This is a genomic window from Klebsiella sp. Sb-30 (assembly GCF_057652795.1).
Genome location: NZ_CM172749.1, coordinates 510,468 through 525,775 on the forward strand (window position 1 = coordinate 510,468; position 15,308 = coordinate 525,775).

Sequence of the window (15,308 nt, forward strand, 5' to 3'; positions counted from 1 at the left end):
GCGGAGGCGCACCTTGCACCGGCCATCGTTGCTGTGTGTGTCGTGTCGCTAGCGAGCAATTCCCCGGCCGTGCATCCCCTGGTAAATTTTTGCCACCTCGACGAAATACTCCGTCAGTGAATTAATACAGACCTGAACCTTCAGCGGTAGCTTGTCTTTCTCGGTATACACCGCATACACCGGACGAGGATCGGACTGGTAGCTTGGCAGCAGGATCTCCAGCTCTCCGCGGTTGATCTCTTCGATCGCCCACATCAGCGGAACGTAAGCCACGCCGACGCCTGCGGTCAACCAGCGTACCAGCGTCATGGGGTCGTTGGTGACAAAGCGGCCCTGCGGAATCAGTTTGGTTGAGATCCCTTCCGGGGCGATAATTTCAAATTCATTATCAGGGCGCACGCTGTACTCAAGCCACGAATGGCTGGCGAGATCGGCCGGTTTTTCCGGGATCCCCGCCTGCTGCAGGTAGCTTTTCGCTGCGCAGAGCACCATCGGCATCGAGCCAAGCCGGCGGGAGAAGAGACTGGAATCCTGCAATGCCCCGACACGGATCACCACATCGAGCCCGTCAGCAATCAGGTCCGGCGCCGGAATTCCGGTAACCAGGTTGACGGATAAACCCGGGTACTCTTTCAGCATTCCAGCGGTAATGTGGGCCAGGACATTCTGTGCCATAGTTGAAGAGCAGCCGACGCGCAGCGTACCGATGGGCGTATTGTTAAACGCGTACAGTTGCTCATGGACGTCCTGCGCTTCGAACAGCATTCGTCGGCAGCCCTGGTAATAGATCTTGCCGGCCTCTGTTAAGCCAAGGCTGCGGGTGCTGCGGTTGAGCAGCTTCACCTGGAGTTCATCTTCCAGTCTGGAGACAGTCTGGCTGATGGATGAAACGCTCATCTGGAGCTGGTGTGCCGTGGCGGTAAATGAACCAAGTTCAACCACTTTGGCAAAAACGGACATGCGTTTTAATCGTTCCATTGTTCACTCTGACTTAAAAGTGATTTAGATCACATAATATAGATCATGCTGCAATTGTTACGTTACTATATTGTTAGCTACATAATAAACGCTTCACGCATATCACCTGTACGCTTCTTATCAAGGTCATCATGAGTCTGTTTCCTGTCATCGTGATTTTCGGCTTATCGTTTCCGCCGATCTTCTTTGAGCTGCTAATATCGCTGGCCATTTTCTGGCTGGTACACCGGCTGCTGGTTCCCACCGGCATCTATGATTTTGTCTGGCACCCTGCACTGTTTAATACCGCGTTATATTGCTGCCTTTTTTATCTGATATCGCGTTTGTTCGTTTGAGGTCGATGTGAAAACACTAACAAGAAATATCTTCCGTACCGCAATCACTGTGATACTGGTTATCCTGGCATTTGTCGCGATTTTTCGCGCCTGGGTCTATTACACCGCGTCTCCCTGGACGCGCGACGCGCGATTCAGCGCCGACATCGTGGCTATCGCACCCGATGTATCCGGGCTGATTTCCCAGGTAAATATCAAGGATAACCAGCTGGTTAAGAAAGACCAGGTTTTGTTTGTGATTGACCAGCCGCGTTATCAGAAAGCCCTCGAAGAAGCTCAGGCCGACGTTTCCTATTACCAGACTCTGGCGCAGGAAAAACGTGTTGAAGCCGGCCGCCGTAACAGGCTGGGCGTACAGGCGATGTCTCGTGAAGAGATAGACCAGGCCAATAACGTCTTACAAACGGTAGAGCATCAGCTGGCGAAAGCCGTGGCCAGCCGGGATCTGGCAAAGCTCGATCTTGAACGCACGGTTGTCCGCGCGCCGGCCGATGGTTGGGTGACCAACCTCAACGTTTACAACGGTGAATTTATTACCCGTGGCTCGACAGCCGTGGCGCTGGTTAAGCAAAACACCTTTTACGTGGTGGCCTACCTTGAAGAGACCAAACTGGAAGGGGTACGTCAGGGATACCGTGCGGAAATTACCCCGCTGGGAAGCAGCCGCTCGATTAAAGGTACGGTGGATAGCATCGCCGCCGGGGTGACCAACGCCAGCAGCAGCAGCGACGCCAAAGGGATGGCTTCCGTGGATTCTAACCTTGAATGGGTTCGTCTGGCGCAGCGTGTGCCGGTCCGCATTCGACTCGACAAGCAGCAGGGCAATCTGTGGCCAGCGGGGACAACCGCGACGGTGGTGATTACCGGTAAAGAAGACCGCGATACAACCCAGGTGAACTTCTTCCAGAAACTGGCGATGCGCCTGCGTGAGTTTGGTTAATCGCCATGGGGATCTTCACCATTTCTCCCCGGCACCTGCGCTTCGCGATTAAATTAGCGTGTGCGGTGGTGCTGGCACTCTTTGTCGGCTTCCATTTTCAACTGGAAACGCCGCGCTGGGCGGTACTCACGGCGGCCATTGTCACCGCGGGTCCCGCGTTTGCCGCCGGCGGAGAACCTTATTCTGGCGCGATCCGCTATCGCGGGATGCTGCGTATTGTCGGGACGTTTATCGGCTGTATTGCCGCGCTGGCGATAATCATTCTGATGATTCGCGCGCCGCTGCTGATGATGCTGGTGTGCTGTCTGTGGGCGGGTTTCTGCACCTGGATCTCCTCGCTGGTTCGCGTCGAAAACTCCTATGCCTGGGGGCTGGCAGGCTATACCGCGCTGATCATTATTATCACCATTCATACCGATCCGATGCTGGCGCCGCAGTTTGCCGTTGAGCGTTGCAGCGAGATTGTGGTGGGGATTGTCAGCGCCATTATGGCGGACCTGTTATTTTCCCCGCGCTCGATTAAGAAAGAGATCGATCTTGAGCTGGATAACCTGCTGATCGAACAGTACCGCCTGATGCAACTTTGTGTGGCGCATGGCGACAGCGAAGTGGTTGATAAAGCATGGGGTTCGCTGGTGCGTCGGACCAGTGCGCTGGAAGGAATGCGCAGCAACCTGATTATGGAGTCCTCGCGCTGGGCCAGGGTCAATCAGCGCCTGAAGGCCATTAATACTCTTTCTTTAACGCTGATTACTCAGGCCTGCGAAACGTACCTGATCCAGAATTCGCGCCCGGAAATCGTGACCAATGATTACCGCGAGCTGTTTGCCGAGCCGGTTGAAACCGTACAGGACGTCCATCGACAGCTGAAAAGAATGCGCCGTTTTCTGACCTGGAAGGGGGAGCACAATACGCCGGTCACTATTTACAGCTGGGTTGGCGCCGCGACACGCTATCTGCTGTTGAAGCGCGGCGTGGTCGGCAATACCAGGATCAGCCGGGTTGAAGATGAAGTGCTGCAGGGTGAGGTGGTGATAAAGGCAGGGTCCGCCGAGCGTCATCATGCGATGGTCAACTTCTGGCGCACCTCCATTTCCTGCATTCTTGGGACGCTGTTCTGGCTGTGGACCGGCTGGACGTCCGGTAGCGGGGCGATGGTGATGATTGCGGTGGTGACGTCGCTCGCCATGCGCCTGCCCAACCCACGAATGGTGGCAATAGATTTTCTCTACGGTACGCTGGCGGCCTTACCGCTGGGGGCGCTGTTCTTCCTGGTGATTATGCCCGCTACGCAGCAGAGTATGCTGCTGCTGTGTATCAGCCTGGCGGCGATGGCGTTCTTTATTGGTATTGAGGTACAAAAACGGCGACTGGGTTCGCTGGGGGCGCTGGCGAGTACCATCAACATTCTGGTACTGGATAACCCTATGCAGTTTCAGTTCAGCCAGTTTCTTGATAGCGCGCTGGGCCAGATCGTCGGCTGTTTTCTGGCGCTGATGGTGATTCTGCTGGTGCGGGATAATTCACAAGCGCGTACCGGACGTGTGCTGCTGAATCAGTTTGTTTCGGCCGCGGTGTCATCCCTGACGACCAATACCTCTCGCCGTAAAGAGAACCATTTGCCGGCGCTTTATCAGCAGCTGTTCCTCTTGCTGAATAAGTTCCCCGGCGATATCGCCCGTTTCCGCCTGGCGCTGACCCTGATTATTGCCCATCAGCGTCTGCGGGATGCGCCTGTGCCGGTGAACGACGATCTGTCGGCATTTCACCGCCAGCTGCGCCGCACTGCGGACCATGTGATTTCCGCAGGCAGCGATGATAAACGACGTCGCTATTTTGCTCGTTTGTTAGAAGAGCTGGACGTTTATCAGGAAAAACTGCAGGTCTGGGAGGCGTCACCGCAGGTGACGGAACCGGTCCGACGGCTGGTGGATATGTTGCGTAAGTACCAGCATGTATTGACCAATAGCTAACTACCTGAACCGACGCTGAAGCGTCGGTTTTTTTATCACTATACTTAATCGTCGGGGATATTCGCGTTTCGTTCAGGGAAGCTGGGAGAGAAAACCCGGCGCGTGGAGGCATAGGCAGTATTGGCAGGTGGCAATAGCGCGATGTTGACAGGGTGTGGGCGATGACTATCTATACATTTGATTTTGATGATATAGCCGATCAGCAGGATTTCTATCGTGAATTTTCGCGGAGCTTCTCGCTCAACCGCGAGCAGGTGAACAATCTGGACTCATTGTGGGAAGCCGTCACCAGCGGTCTGCTGCCGCTGCCGCTGGAGATTGAGTTTATTCACTTAAGCGATAAGCAGCGTCGGCGCTTTGGCGCCTTGATATTGCTGTTTGATGAAGCGGAAGAAGAGCTGGAAGGGGAGCTACGGTTTAACGCCAGGCAGGCATAAAAAAGCCCCCGACAAGCGGGGGCAAGTCGTCGGATAAGACGACGAGGGTTTATTTGTACAACTCAGCTGTAGCGTGCCAGCTATCGCCGGTACGGGCTTCAATAATACGGTAGCTGCTTGCGCCTTCTTTTTCGGCTTTAGCCGCCAGTTCATGGCGCATATCCATCGGGGCGCTGCCTACCTGAGAAACAGAGATGGTGCCCATCGACTGCAGGTTTTGAGCTTGTTCCGCGTTGACCTGATGTACGGCGGCGCTAGCGCCGAAGGAGAGAACGGAAGCCAGGCCCAGGGATGCGATGATCATTGAACGTTTCATAATCTTTACTCCAACCATTTGTTGCAGCGGCGGGAGGCTTTATATGGGCCTGGGCCGCTGTGAATTATTCGTATTTAGTTCGTAACCGACAATCATTACGTCTTATTTATAAAGCTCTGCCGTAGCGTGCCAGTGGTCACCGGTACGGGCTTCGATGATGCGATAAGAAGACGCACCTTCTTCCTGAGCTTTTTTGTTCAGCATCTCATGCATATCCATCGGGGAAGAACTCACCGCGCCGACGGAAATGGTACCGATTGACTGACGGCCTTGCGCCTGATCGCTGTTGATAGAGTCAGCGGCGAAAGCGCCAAAGGACAGAACAGACAGGATGCTTAGTGCAGCTACAGTTGTTTTGATTTTCATGATGTTCACCTCGTCGAATCTTATTATTGAGGGCTCTTCGTTTCGTGACCCTCATCACAAAATCAAGTATACACTAATCACCAAAAATATTAATACCACGCTAATGGTTGTATGAGTAAATAATTACAAAGAATTGTCGTTTTTATAACGTATAAGAATTAGAAATGTCATTTACTCGCCATAGAAGTCTGATATAGCGATTAAAATCATATAGATAGGGTATTTTGATATTTTGTGCGCTTCTGGCCCGTTCATTCGGTAAAAGTATGTATAGAGGCCGAAAACCACACTAAATGTTAAAGAAATGCAATATTTTTGAAAAGACCCTCTGGTGGGAACCAGAGGGGAGGCTCTCAGAGTTCCTGTTCAAACAGGACGAGAATGGCGTCGTACAGATCTTTGACGGTGAAGCCTCTGGCCGGGGTCGTAAAGATAGTGTCATCGCCGGCAATGCTGCCGAGAATCCCTTCCGCCTTCCCGAGAGAGTCCAGCAGGCGAGCAATCAGCTGCGCAGCGCCCGGGCTGGTATGGATAACCACGACCGCATCGTTATAGTCGATATCCAACACGAGGTTTTTCAGCGGGCTGGAGGTCGTAGGAACGCCAAGTTCGGCAGGCAGGCAATAGACCATCTCCATTTTGGCGTTACGGGTACGAACCGCGCCAAATTTTGTCAACATGCGGGAGACTTTCGATTGGTTGATATTATCGAAACCTTCTTCCTGCAGCGCCTGGACGATTTCACCTTGAGAGCTGAACTTTTCTTCTTTAAGCAGCAGTTTAAACGCTTTAACCAGTTCTTCTTGTTTTGCCGAACTTCGCATAAGTCACCCAAATTATGGTGGTAAAAACAACATCATTATGCATAGTAATGAATTTTTATGCAAATAATCCGCAGGGGGATAAAGTAAATAATGTTATGAAGGGGGCATATTTTAGCAAATAACCCTGCTAAGGAACATGCCTTCATCACAGCGCGTAAATCGCTGTAAAAGTAAACTAAATGTTATGAGAATGATGTTGTTTTGCCGAGTGAGCTGGGTGTATTGTAACCAATAGTCGATCCGGTACTACGTTTTGCTGGATGGTCAGTCTCAGGGATGAAAATGCGAAGCGGATGCATCGCTGCGCACCAGAACGCATTCTTCAACCATACTTATTGTAATTGTTCATCTTGTGAATTAAGGTCCAGGCGACGGAGTAACGAAAGACTATATTAACCATAATAAGGAGTTTAGGATGAAAGTTGCAGTCCTCGGCGCCGCTGGTGGAATCGGCCAGGCGCTTGCCCTACTACTTAAGACCCAACTGCCTTCAGGTTCAGAACTCTCGTTGTACGATATTGCTCCGGTCACGCCGGGCGTGGCGGTTGATCTTAGCCATATTCCTACCGATGTAAAAATCAAAGGTTTCTCCGGTGAAGACGCAACTCCGGCGCTTGTTGGGGCTGATGTGGTGCTGATTTCCGCCGGTGTAGCCCGTAAACCAGGCATGGATCGCTCCGATTTATTTAACGTTAACGCTGGTATCGTGAAGAACCTGGTACAGCAGATAGCGAAAACCTGCCCGCAGGCCTGCATCGGTATCATTACTAACCCGGTGAACACCACGGTGGCCATCGCGGCAGAGGTGCTGAAAAAAGCCGGCGTTTACGATAAGAACAAACTGTTTGGCGTGACCACGCTGGACATCATCCGTTCAAATACCTTTGTGGCTGAGCTGAAAGGTAAATCCGCATCCGACGTTGAAGTGCCGGTTATTGGCGGCCACTCCGGCGTGACCATCCTGCCGCTATTGTCACAGATTGCTGGCGTGAGCTTCAGCGAGCAAGAAGTTGCCGATCTGACAAAACGCATCCAGAACGCCGGCACCGAAGTTGTTGAAGCGAAAGCCGGTGGCGGTTCTGCCACGCTTTCTATGGGGCAGGCGGCCGCCCGCTTTGGTCTTTCCTTAGTGCGTGCGATGCAGGGCGAGAAAGGCGTGGTCGAATGCGCTTATGTTGAAGGTGATGGCCAGTACGCGCGTTTCTTCTCGCAACCGTTACTGCTGGGCAAAAACGGCATCGAAGAGCGTCAGTCGTTCGGTAAGCTGAGCGCATTTGAGCAACAGGCGCTGGAAGGCATGCTCGATACGCTGAAGAAAGATATCGCCCTGGGCGAAGATTTTGTTAACAAGTAATTGTTCTGATTTGCCAATGATATAAACGAGCGGGCAGCCTTGCCCGCTCGCTGTTTTTAACGCCCCTGCCGCTTCCCGCGCTGTTGATTGTTATCAAAATGTGATCGCCTCTGCAACTTCGGCAATCCCTTCCTGATTCTTGATTTTTTGGTCACGCTACGACCGAATTTCCACCCGGCTCTTAAGGCGGGGCTGGTTTTGACTGGCTTATATTGATTTCACCTTGCCGCCATCACCGGGAAAAAAATGACCTCCTTAATGCTTAAGCGCAGTGATTACTTCACGAGTGCCGCCCATCCGGTGGCGGTGGAGCACCGCTGCCCGCAGGATATCTTCCCCCTGCATCGCCATGATTTTGACGAAATCGTTATTGTCTGGCGCGGCAACGGATTACACATCTGGAACGGGCTGCCGTACCGCATTACCTACGGTGACGTGCTGTATGTGACCCAGCAGGATAGCCATTACTACCAGTCGGTCGATAACCTCGAGCTGGGCAACATCCTGTTTTGCCGCGACCGCCTGCGCCTGGGCACCGACTGGCACAATCTGCTGCCCGGCACGGAAACCCACCAGCAAAGCCGTAGCTGGCGATTAACCCGGGAGTCGCTGGCAGTGATCCGCCAGCACGTCGAGCGCCTGGCCGGCGAGTGCGGCAGGCGGGACCCCGTTTCTTTACGCCTGAGCGAGTCGATATTTCTCGAACTGGTGCTTCTGCTGATGCGCCACCGCTACGCGCCGGACAAGCTGGCCTCTCACGCCCGTCAGGATATCGATCTGGTCATCGCCAGCCTCGGCTCGCGGCTGAATGAGAGATTTGAGCTGGAATCCCTCTGCGCGCAGCACCAGCTTTCTCCGCGTTCGGTACGCGACGCTTTCAAACAGATAACCGGTATGACCATCAGCCGCTACCAGATGCAGCGCCGCCTGTGCCGCGCCATCACGCTGCTCGGCACCAGCGACCTCTCCATTGCAGAAGTGGCGGAGGTAAGCGGTTTTAGCGACAGCAACTATTTCTCGGTCATCTTTCAGAAAAGCTTTAACCAGTCTCCCAGCCATTGTCGACGAGCGCTTCAGGCGCGGGGTCTGGGACGTGGACATTTTCCTTTCTCAGACGATTTATCCTCATCAGGAGACAACCTATGAATATACCCGCCACGCTTAATACCGCGCTATTTGGTATCGGGCTCAATACCTACTGGCCGCAGTTCAGCGGCCTCGAACAGCGCCTGCTGGGCTACCTGCAGGAGATTGAAGAGCAGCTCTCTGCGCCATCGCTCACGGTGCTGAACGGTGGGCTGGTGGATTCGCTGGAGAAAAGCGATGCGCTGGCCCTGCGTCTCAGGCAGTTTTCCCCGGACGTTATTGTGATAGCCATCAGCACCTATGCCCTGAGCTCCACCGTGCTGCCGCTGGTGCAGCAGTTTAGCGTGCCGGTGCTGATCCTGGCCCTCCAGCCGGAGCGGACGTTGCCGTACAGCGTGATTCGCGATCTGCCCGATCGCGGGGCGCGCACCGGCGAGTGGCTGGCGCATTGCCAGGCGTGCAGCGCGCCGGAACTGGCGAACGTCTTTAATCGCGCCGGGATCCACTGGGAAATGATCGTCGGAGCATTGCACAACGATCCCCACGTCTGGCGGGAAACCTGCGCCTGGCTGACGGCGCTGACGCTGAAAAAGCAGCTGGCGCAGACGCAGATTGGCGTGCTCGGCCACTACTACAACGGCATGTACGACGTCTATTCCAACATGACGAACCTCTCAGCGAAGCTGGGCGTTCGCTTCCAGCCGCTGGAGATGTGCGAGCTGCTGAGCTGGCGCGAGCAGGTTTCCGACAGGCAAATAGAAGAGAAACGGCGGGAAATAAGGGAAAAGCTGGTCATCGATGACAGCTGCGATGAGCGGGAGTTGCTGCGGGCAACGCATACCGCCGTCGCTCTCGACGACCTGGTCCGGGAAAACAAACTGCACGCGCTGGCGTACTACTACGAAGGCACGCCGGGCAGCGCCAATGAAAATATCGTCACCTCGCTGATTCTGGGCAACACGCTGCTTACCGGGCGGGATATTCCGGTTGCCGGGGAGTACGAAGTTAAAAACGTTATCGCGATGAAAATTCTCTCTTTACTCGGGGCCGGAGGCTCGTTTGCCGAACCTTACGGCATTGATTTCGATGATGATGTCGTGCTGTGGGGGCATGACGGCCCGGCTCATCCGGCGATGGCTGAAGGTGAAGTGCGCCTGGTGCCTTTGCCGGTTTATCACGGTAAGCCCGGCAAAGGGATCTCGATCCAGATGAGTGTACGCAACGGGCCGGTCACCTTCCTGTCGGTGGTGGAGGACGTCAACAACCGGGTGATTTTGCAGTACGCCGAAGGAGAATCGCTGGCGGGAGAAATACTGGATATCGGCAACACCAACAGCCGCTACCGCTTCGCCTGTGGCGCCCGGGCCTTCACCGAAAGCTGGTCGCGCGGCGGGGCGGCTCATCACTGCGCCATCGGTATCGGGCACCACGGTACGACGCTTGAAAAGCTCGCCAGTCTGCTCGGCGTGACGGCTACCCGCATTGTATAACCGCAAAGGAGAACCTTTATGAGTGCAAAAATTGGTATTTTCGCCATCGGTCTTGAAGCGTACTGGCCGCAGTTTTCGGGCATGAAAGAGCGACTGATGGAGCATCATCAGCGGCTGCTGGAGAAATTCTCGCCGCGCGACGTCGTTGCCGCAGGCATGGTGGACAATCCGGCAAGAGCGCGGGAGGCGGGGCTGCGCTTTCAGGCGGAAGATGTGGATATTATTTTCTGCCACCTGACAACCTACGCCTCGTCCGAGGCCCTGTTGCCGGTAGTGCGCGCGCTGGGCAACGTGACGCTGGTGCTGCTGAACGTCCAGTCGGTTCCCGCGTTGGATCTGGATAGAACCCTGACTATCGACGACTGGCTGGGCAAAGGTTGTACCTGCGCCGGGCTGCCCGAAATGACCGCCGTGCTGCGCCGTTTCGAGCATCCTTTTGCGGTGGTTTCCGGCTACCTTGAAGGAGATACGATCCTTGATGAGAAGATTAGCCAGTGGTGCGACGCGGCCAACGCCTGCCGTCGCCTGAAGTCAGGGAACATCGGCATTCTTGGCCGTCCGTATCCGGGGATGATGGATCTCAACGTCGATGAGACGCAGATTTTCCGCACCTTCGGCAGCTACGTGAAGCATCTGAACTGGGAGGATATCGCGGCCAATATTGCCCACGGCTTTAACCAGGACGACATCGAGCGGGCGGGTCGGGAGGTGAAAGAGGTTTTCCGCCTGCCGGAGGATCTGGATGAGCAGCATCTGACCTCAATGATTGAGGTCTATCTGGCCACCCGCAGGTTGGTGGATGAGCACCGGCTGATTGCGCTGTCGAACCACTTCGAGGTGCAGCCCAGCGGCTATATGCACCAGATTATCTCCGCATCGAATCCGGTCTTCTCCATGCTGACCCGGCAAGGGATCGCCTGCCCGGTTGAGGCCGACGTCAAAACGGCGATCGCGCTGACGCTGATGAAATCCCTGGCCGGCAGCGCAACGCTGACCGAGCTGTATTCGATGGATTTCAATCAGGATCTTTGCATCGTCGGGCACAGCGGGGCGGGCGATCCGGACATCGCCGATGAAAAATCCCTGCTCAAAATGAGCGCCGTCTTCCACGGTAAACCAGGCAGCGGTTTTCTGACCCAGTTCACTCCGGCCACCGGGCCGGTAACCCTGGCTTCCGTTACTCAGGGGGCCGACGGTCAGTACATGCTGGTGCTGGCCGAGGGCGAGCTGGTGGAAGGCAGAACGCTGCAGCTTGGGGATACGAACGCCCTGTTCCGTTTCCGCAAAGGGCTGCGCGCTTTTGTGGATGACTGGTCCGCCTGCGGCCCGACCCATCACTGCGCGATGGGACGGGGATACCACGCCCAGGCGTTTCATAAACTTGGGCAGCTGTTGAAGATCCCTGTCCACGAGGTGTGATCTTCAGGCGCACGATCGTCCTGATCCAATTGCTGTCGCGCGCCGTACGACCTGTGGGAAGCCCGCTTTCTCCCATTTAATCCTTACTTTTTTGTGATACCCGCTATCGCCTGGCCTCCCTTTGCCGAAATTTGGCCCGGGGAGCCTGACTATTCTCTTGTGAGGTTAATATGAACACGTTATCGACCCCTCCCACGGCCGTCGCCCACGGCAGACGCTACAGCTTTCTGGTCGCCATCGGGGCAAGCATCGGCGGCCTGCTGTATGGCTACGACACGGGCATTATTGCCAGCGCCTTGCTCTTTCTGCGCGAGGATTTCGCCATCGCGGACAACGCCTTTATGCAGTCGGTGGTCACCTCCGCCACGCTTCTCGGCGCGATATTTGGCGCGCTGCTGACCGGCCCGCTCTCGGATCGTCTGGGGCGGCGCAGAACCGTCATCGTCATCTCAATACTGTTTGCTTTATTCGCTCTCGGCTGCGCTTTAGCGACCTCCCTCAATATGCTGATTGTCATGCGTTTCCTGCTTGGCCTGGGCGTCGGAGGCTCCTCGCAAATTGTTCCGATGTATATCGCCGAGCTGGCGCCTGCCCATCGGCGCGGCGCTCAGGGCGTGCTGTTCCAGATGATGATCTGCGTCGGCACGCTGCTGGCCTACGCCGTAGGCTATCTGCTTGGGCCGTCCGGCGCCTGGGAGTGGATGCTCGGGCTGGCGGTTATCCCGGCGGTGATTTTTATCGTGATGATGCTGTATCTGCCGGAAAGCCCGCGCTGGCTGGTGGGCAAGCAGCAGCCTAAACGGGCGGAGGAAATCCTCGTCCGCGTAGGGCGCACCGGGCACGAAGCCGCTCAGGAAGTCAAGGAGATAGGGCGGCTGCATCAGGACCAGCAGTCGAGCTGGAGAGAGCTGTTCCAGCCCTGGGTGCGGCCCGCGCTGGTCGCCGGTCTGGGCATCGCTATTTTCTCTCAGGCTACCGGCATCAGCGCCATCATCTATTACGCCCCTTCCTTGCTGGTGATGGCGCAGTTTGGCAAGTCGGTGGCGATCCTCGGCTCCGTCGGGATCGGTGTGGTGCTCACGGTATTCACCCTGTTAGGCATTTGGCTGCTGGACGTGCTCGGGCGGCGGCGCCTGATGCTGATTGGCCTGCCCGGCGCGGTGGTGGTGCTGGCGGTGATGTCGATGCTGTTGCCATGGTCCGCCCACGCGCAGGAACTGCTGAGTGACGGCCATAAAATTATCGTGCTGGCCTGCCTGCTGGGATATTTCGCCTTCAACGGCGGCAGCCTGTCGGTTGTGACCTGGCTGTACTGCGCCGAAATCTTCCCCCTTGGCGTGCGGGGCAAAGGCACGGCTTTGTGCTCGTTTGCGCTGTGGGTGGTCAACTTCCTCGTCACCCTGCTGCTCTATTTCACGGCCGATGCGCTTGGCATCGGCCTGGTGTTCGGCGCGCTGGCCGCGGTCAACGCGCTCGCCTGGGTCTTCGTGTGGCGCTACGCCCCGGAGACGCGGGGGAGAACGCTGGAGGATATCGAACAGAGCCTGCTTAACGGGCAGTTCAACGCGCGCAATGCCGTTTCTTCGGGCGTTTTGCTCAATAAAATCAACTCAGACTGAGAGGTCGTTATGGCATTTGAAACAGATATTCCGGACAGCCAGCGTGCGCTGTTCCTGATGGCGAAAGAAACCCTTGAGCTACAGACTACCGCCGTGCCGCAGCCGCAGGCCGGGGAAGTGCTGCTGAAAATCGGCTCGGTCGGCGTGTGCGGTTCGGATAAGCATTTTTACTTCGACGGCCGCTGCGGCAGCGAAATGATTACCGCGCCGATGATTATGGGACACGAGTTTGGCGGGGCGATTGTGGCGGTGGGGCAGGGAATTTCGCCGCACCGCGTCGGGCAGCGCGTATCGGTGGATCCGCTGGTACCCTGCGGCCGCTGCCGGCACTGTGTGCAGGGCAATTATAATATCTGTCCGACGCAGAAGTTTTTCGGCGTACCGGGTACCTATGGCGCCATGCAGCAGTATCTGTGCGTCCCGTCAGGCAACGCGCACGCTATCAGCGACGCCATTAGCGACGGCGCGGCGGCGATGGTTGAAACGATTTCAGTCGCTCTGGCAGGGGCGCAAAAAGGACGGATTGGTCTGGGGTCCCGCGTGTTAATCACCGGCGGCGGCCCGGTGGGGTTATTCGCCGTTCAGGTCGCTAAAACGCTGGGCGCCACGGAAGTGGTACTGGTTGAGCCTCAGGAGGGGCGGCGCAAAATTGCCCATGAGCTGGGGGCTGAAACGCTGAGTACTCTGGCCGATAACGACCGGCAGTATGACGTGCTGCTTGAATGCACGGGCGTACAGTCCGTGCGCCACGACGCCTGTCTGAGCGTACTTTCCGGCGGGCGGGCAATCATGATCGGCGTGGGTGAACAGGTGGGCGGCTTTCCCATGTCAGCGGTGATAGAACGCGAAGTCACCATTCACGGGGTGATGCGCTATAAGTTCACCTGGCCTGCGGTTATCGCGGCGCTGGAGGAGCAGAGGCTGAACGCCGATATTTTGATCAGCCGACGTTTGCCGCTGGCGCGCGCCCAGGAAGCATGGACGCTCCCGATGACGAATGAAATTAAGACGATGATCGACGTTAACGCCTGATTGACGTTAACGTCACTGTCAAAAGCTAAAGCCCGGTCTCGGGCTTTAGTTGGTTGCCGGATATTCCTGAACGGCGATATGCAGCGTGATTTTTTTGTCATCGCGCATGATAACCACCGGAATTTCTGAGCCTGGGCGGATTTCCGCGACCTGGTCCATGGTTTCGAGAGCAGAAACCGCCGGTTTGTCATTCACCGAAATGATCACGTCGTTGGCGCGGATACCGGCCTGGGCCGCCGGACCATCCGGAGCAACGTCATTAACCACAATCCCCTGCAGCTGATCGATGCCGCCGCCCTGAGCATGCAGCGGCGCGATCTCGCGGCCGCTGATACCGATATAACCGCGGATCACGCGGCCATCGCGGATCAGCTTATCCATAATCTTGGTTGCCAGCTGGAAGGGAATCGCAAAGCCGATCCCTTCCGGCGTTTCGCCATCGTTGCTTTTATCAAATGACAGCGTGTTGATGCCCATCAGTTCGCCCAGCGAGTTCACCAGCGCACCGCCGGAGTTGCCGTGGTTGATTGAGGCGTCGGTTTGCAGGAAATTTTGCCGTCCGGTCGGGTTCAGGCCGATACGACCGGTAGCGCTGATAATCCCTTGCGTAATCGTCTGACCGAGGTTGTAAGGGTTACCAATCGCGAGGACAACATCGCCGATATGCGGCACCCGTTTCGGGTTGATAGGAATGACCGGCAGGCCGGCATTGGCGTTAATTTTTAATACCGCCAGGTCAGTCAGGGTATCAGAACCAACCAACAACGCTTCAAAAACGCGACCATCCTGCAGGGCGACAATAATCTGATCCGCGTCATTGATGACGTGTTTGTTGGTCAGAATGTAGCCACGCTGGTCCATGATAACGCCGGAGCCCAGAGTCAGCTGATTATGGCTGGTACCGTTCAGCGCGCGGTTATAGACGTTGACCACCGCAGGGGCAGCGCGGCGAACGGCAGAATTATAGCTGGCGGGCGACTCGTCCGCGCTATCGTACTGGGTCGTCGTCGACAGTTGCCATTGACGCAGCGAAGGCATTACGGCCAGAAGCAGGCCTCCGACGATCAAACCAATGAGTACAGAACGTAAAAACTTTCCAGGCATGATACCGGTATCGTTGATGGATGGACATGCGCAGC

Annotated in this window: 15 protein-coding genes; 10 read left to right on the plus strand and 5 right to left on the minus strand. The window is 56.0% G+C overall.

All coding sequences use genetic code 11. The annotated features are described in order from the left end of the window. Window positions 1-48: 48 nt before the first annotated feature. Window positions 49-978: an HTH-type transcriptional activator AaeR gene (aaeR, locus tag AC236I_RS02435; protein ID WP_004868263.1), complete on the minus strand. Its 930-nt coding sequence runs from the start codon at window positions 976-978 to the stop codon at window positions 49-51. 131 nt (window positions 979-1,109) lie between these two features. Between aaeR and aaeX the strand changes: the two genes are divergently transcribed. The 4 genes from aaeX to AC236I_RS02455 all read left to right on the plus strand — a co-directional run bounded on the left by aaeX (window position 1,110) and on the right by AC236I_RS02455 (window position 4,663). After that, a complete protein-coding gene (gene aaeX / locus AC236I_RS02440) occupies window positions 1,110-1,313 on the plus strand; it encodes a p-hydroxybenzoic acid efflux pump operon protein AaeX (RefSeq protein ID WP_004868260.1) in 204 nt (67 codons plus the stop codon). Window positions 1,314-1,320: 7 nt separating this feature from the next. Then, a complete protein-coding gene (gene aaeA / locus AC236I_RS02445; protein WP_004868258.1) occupies window positions 1,321-2,253 on the plus strand; it encodes a p-hydroxybenzoic acid efflux pump subunit AaeA in 933 nt (310 codons plus the stop codon). Between the two features lie 5 nt (window positions 2,254-2,258). Beyond that, window positions 2,259-4,226: a p-hydroxybenzoic acid efflux pump subunit AaeB gene (gene aaeB, locus AC236I_RS02450; protein WP_004868256.1), complete on the plus strand. Its 1,968-nt coding sequence runs from the start codon at window positions 2,259-2,261 to the stop codon at window positions 4,224-4,226. Window positions 4,227-4,387: 161 nt separating this feature from the next. Continuing rightward, entirely contained in the window at window positions 4,388-4,663 is a 276-nt protein-coding gene (locus AC236I_RS02455) for a barstar family protein (RefSeq protein ID WP_004868252.1), read from the plus strand. Window positions 4,664-4,712: 49 nt separating this feature from the next. On the opposite strand, the gene yhcN-B is transcribed toward AC236I_RS02455, so the two are convergent. From yhcN-B to argR, 3 genes are all read right to left on the minus strand, one after another. Then, entirely contained in the window at window positions 4,713-4,979 is a 267-nt protein-coding gene (yhcN-B, locus tag AC236I_RS02460; RefSeq protein ID WP_004868249.1) for a DUF1471 family stress response protein YhcN-B, read from the minus strand. Between the two features lie 102 nt (window positions 4,980-5,081). Continuing rightward, entirely contained in the window at window positions 5,082-5,345 is a 264-nt protein-coding gene (gene yhcN, locus AC236I_RS02465) for a peroxide/acid stress response protein YhcN (RefSeq protein ID WP_004868247.1), read from the minus strand. Between the two features lie 353 nt (window positions 5,346-5,698). After that, window positions 5,699-6,169: a transcriptional regulator ArgR gene (argR, locus tag AC236I_RS02470; protein WP_004868245.1), complete on the minus strand. Its 471-nt coding sequence runs from the start codon at window positions 6,167-6,169 to the stop codon at window positions 5,699-5,701. 415 nt (window positions 6,170-6,584) lie between these two features. Between argR and mdh the strand changes: the two genes are divergently transcribed. The 6 genes from mdh to AC236I_RS02500 all read left to right on the plus strand — a co-directional run bounded on the left by mdh (window position 6,585) and on the right by AC236I_RS02500 (window position 14,169). Then, window positions 6,585-7,523 (plus strand): malate dehydrogenase, encoded by a 939-nt coding sequence (gene mdh, locus AC236I_RS02475; protein ID WP_004868243.1) that lies wholly within the window; start codon window positions 6,585-6,587, stop codon window positions 7,521-7,523. 246 nt (window positions 7,524-7,769) lie between these two features. After that, window positions 7,770-8,669 carry a helix-turn-helix domain-containing protein gene (locus tag AC236I_RS02480; protein ID WP_032718295.1) on the plus strand — a complete coding sequence of 300 codons (900 nt, stop codon included), beginning with the start codon at window positions 7,770-7,772 and terminating at the stop codon, window positions 8,667-8,669. Continuing rightward, the gene (locus AC236I_RS02485) at window positions 8,666-10,099 is read left to right on the plus strand and encodes an L-fucose/L-arabinose isomerase family protein (RefSeq protein ID WP_325995493.1); all 1,434 of its coding nucleotides are present in this window, start codon (window positions 8,666-8,668) and stop codon (window positions 10,097-10,099) included. Before AC236I_RS02480 ends, AC236I_RS02485 begins: the two co-directional genes overlap by 4 nt. An 18-nt stretch (window positions 10,100-10,117) precedes the next feature. Beyond that, complete coding sequence (locus AC236I_RS02490; protein WP_004868237.1) at window positions 10,118-11,518, plus strand: hypothetical protein; 1,401 nt, start codon at window positions 10,118-10,120, stop codon at window positions 11,516-11,518. A gap of 170 nt (window positions 11,519-11,688) precedes the next feature. Continuing rightward, window positions 11,689-13,137, plus strand: coding sequence for a sugar porter family MFS transporter (locus AC236I_RS02495; protein ID WP_064367926.1), 1,449 nt, complete (start codon window positions 11,689-11,691; stop codon window positions 13,135-13,137). 9 nt (window positions 13,138-13,146) lie between these two features. Further along, a complete protein-coding gene (locus AC236I_RS02500) occupies window positions 13,147-14,169 on the plus strand; it encodes an alcohol dehydrogenase catalytic domain-containing protein (protein ID WP_182952173.1) in 1,023 nt (340 codons plus the stop codon). A 45-nt stretch (window positions 14,170-14,214) separates the two neighbouring features. Here AC236I_RS02500 and degS read toward each other — a convergent pair whose 3' ends face one another. Continuing rightward, entirely contained in the window at window positions 14,215-15,273 is a 1,059-nt protein-coding gene (gene degS, locus AC236I_RS02505) for an outer membrane-stress sensor serine endopeptidase DegS (protein WP_004868231.1), read from the minus strand. Window positions 15,274-15,308: the final 35 nt, after the last annotated feature.

Excerpts from the sequence above, each read along its gene's own strand:
- aaeR (WP_004868263.1), bottom strand. The coding sequence starts at position 978 with ATGGAACGATTAAAACGCATGTCCGTTTTTGCCAAAGTGGTTGAACTT.
- aaeX (WP_004868260.1), top strand. The coding sequence starts at position 1,110 with ATGAGTCTGTTTCCTGTCATCGTGATTTTCGGCTTATCGTTTCCGCCG.
- aaeB (WP_004868256.1), top strand. The coding sequence starts at position 2,259 with ATGGGGATCTTCACCATTTCTCCCCGGCACCTGCGCTTCGCGATTAAA.
- AC236I_RS02455 (WP_004868252.1), top strand. The coding sequence starts at position 4,388 with ATGACTATCTATACATTTGATTTTGATGATATAGCCGATCAGCAGGAT.
- yhcN-B (WP_004868249.1), bottom strand. The coding sequence starts at position 4,979 with ATGAAACGTTCAATGATCATCGCATCCCTGGGCCTGGCTTCCGTTCTC.
- yhcN (WP_004868247.1), bottom strand. The coding sequence starts at position 5,345 with ATGAAAATCAAAACAACTGTAGCTGCACTAAGCATCCTGTCTGTTCTG.
- argR (WP_004868245.1), bottom strand. The coding sequence starts at position 6,169 with ATGCGAAGTTCGGCAAAACAAGAAGAACTGGTTAAAGCGTTTAAACTG.
- mdh (WP_004868243.1), top strand. The coding sequence starts at position 6,585 with ATGAAAGTTGCAGTCCTCGGCGCCGCTGGTGGAATCGGCCAGGCGCTT.
- AC236I_RS02480 (WP_032718295.1), top strand. The coding sequence starts at position 7,770 with ATGACCTCCTTAATGCTTAAGCGCAGTGATTACTTCACGAGTGCCGCC.
- AC236I_RS02485 (WP_325995493.1), top strand. The coding sequence starts at position 8,666 with ATGAATATACCCGCCACGCTTAATACCGCGCTATTTGGTATCGGGCTC.
- AC236I_RS02490 (WP_004868237.1), top strand. The coding sequence starts at position 10,118 with ATGAGTGCAAAAATTGGTATTTTCGCCATCGGTCTTGAAGCGTACTGG.
- AC236I_RS02495 (WP_064367926.1), top strand. The coding sequence starts at position 11,689 with ATGAACACGTTATCGACCCCTCCCACGGCCGTCGCCCACGGCAGACGC.
- AC236I_RS02500 (WP_182952173.1), top strand. The coding sequence starts at position 13,147 with ATGGCATTTGAAACAGATATTCCGGACAGCCAGCGTGCGCTGTTCCTG.
- degS (WP_004868231.1), bottom strand. The coding sequence starts at position 15,273 with ATGCCTGGAAAGTTTTTACGTTCTGTACTCATTGGTTTGATCGTCGGA.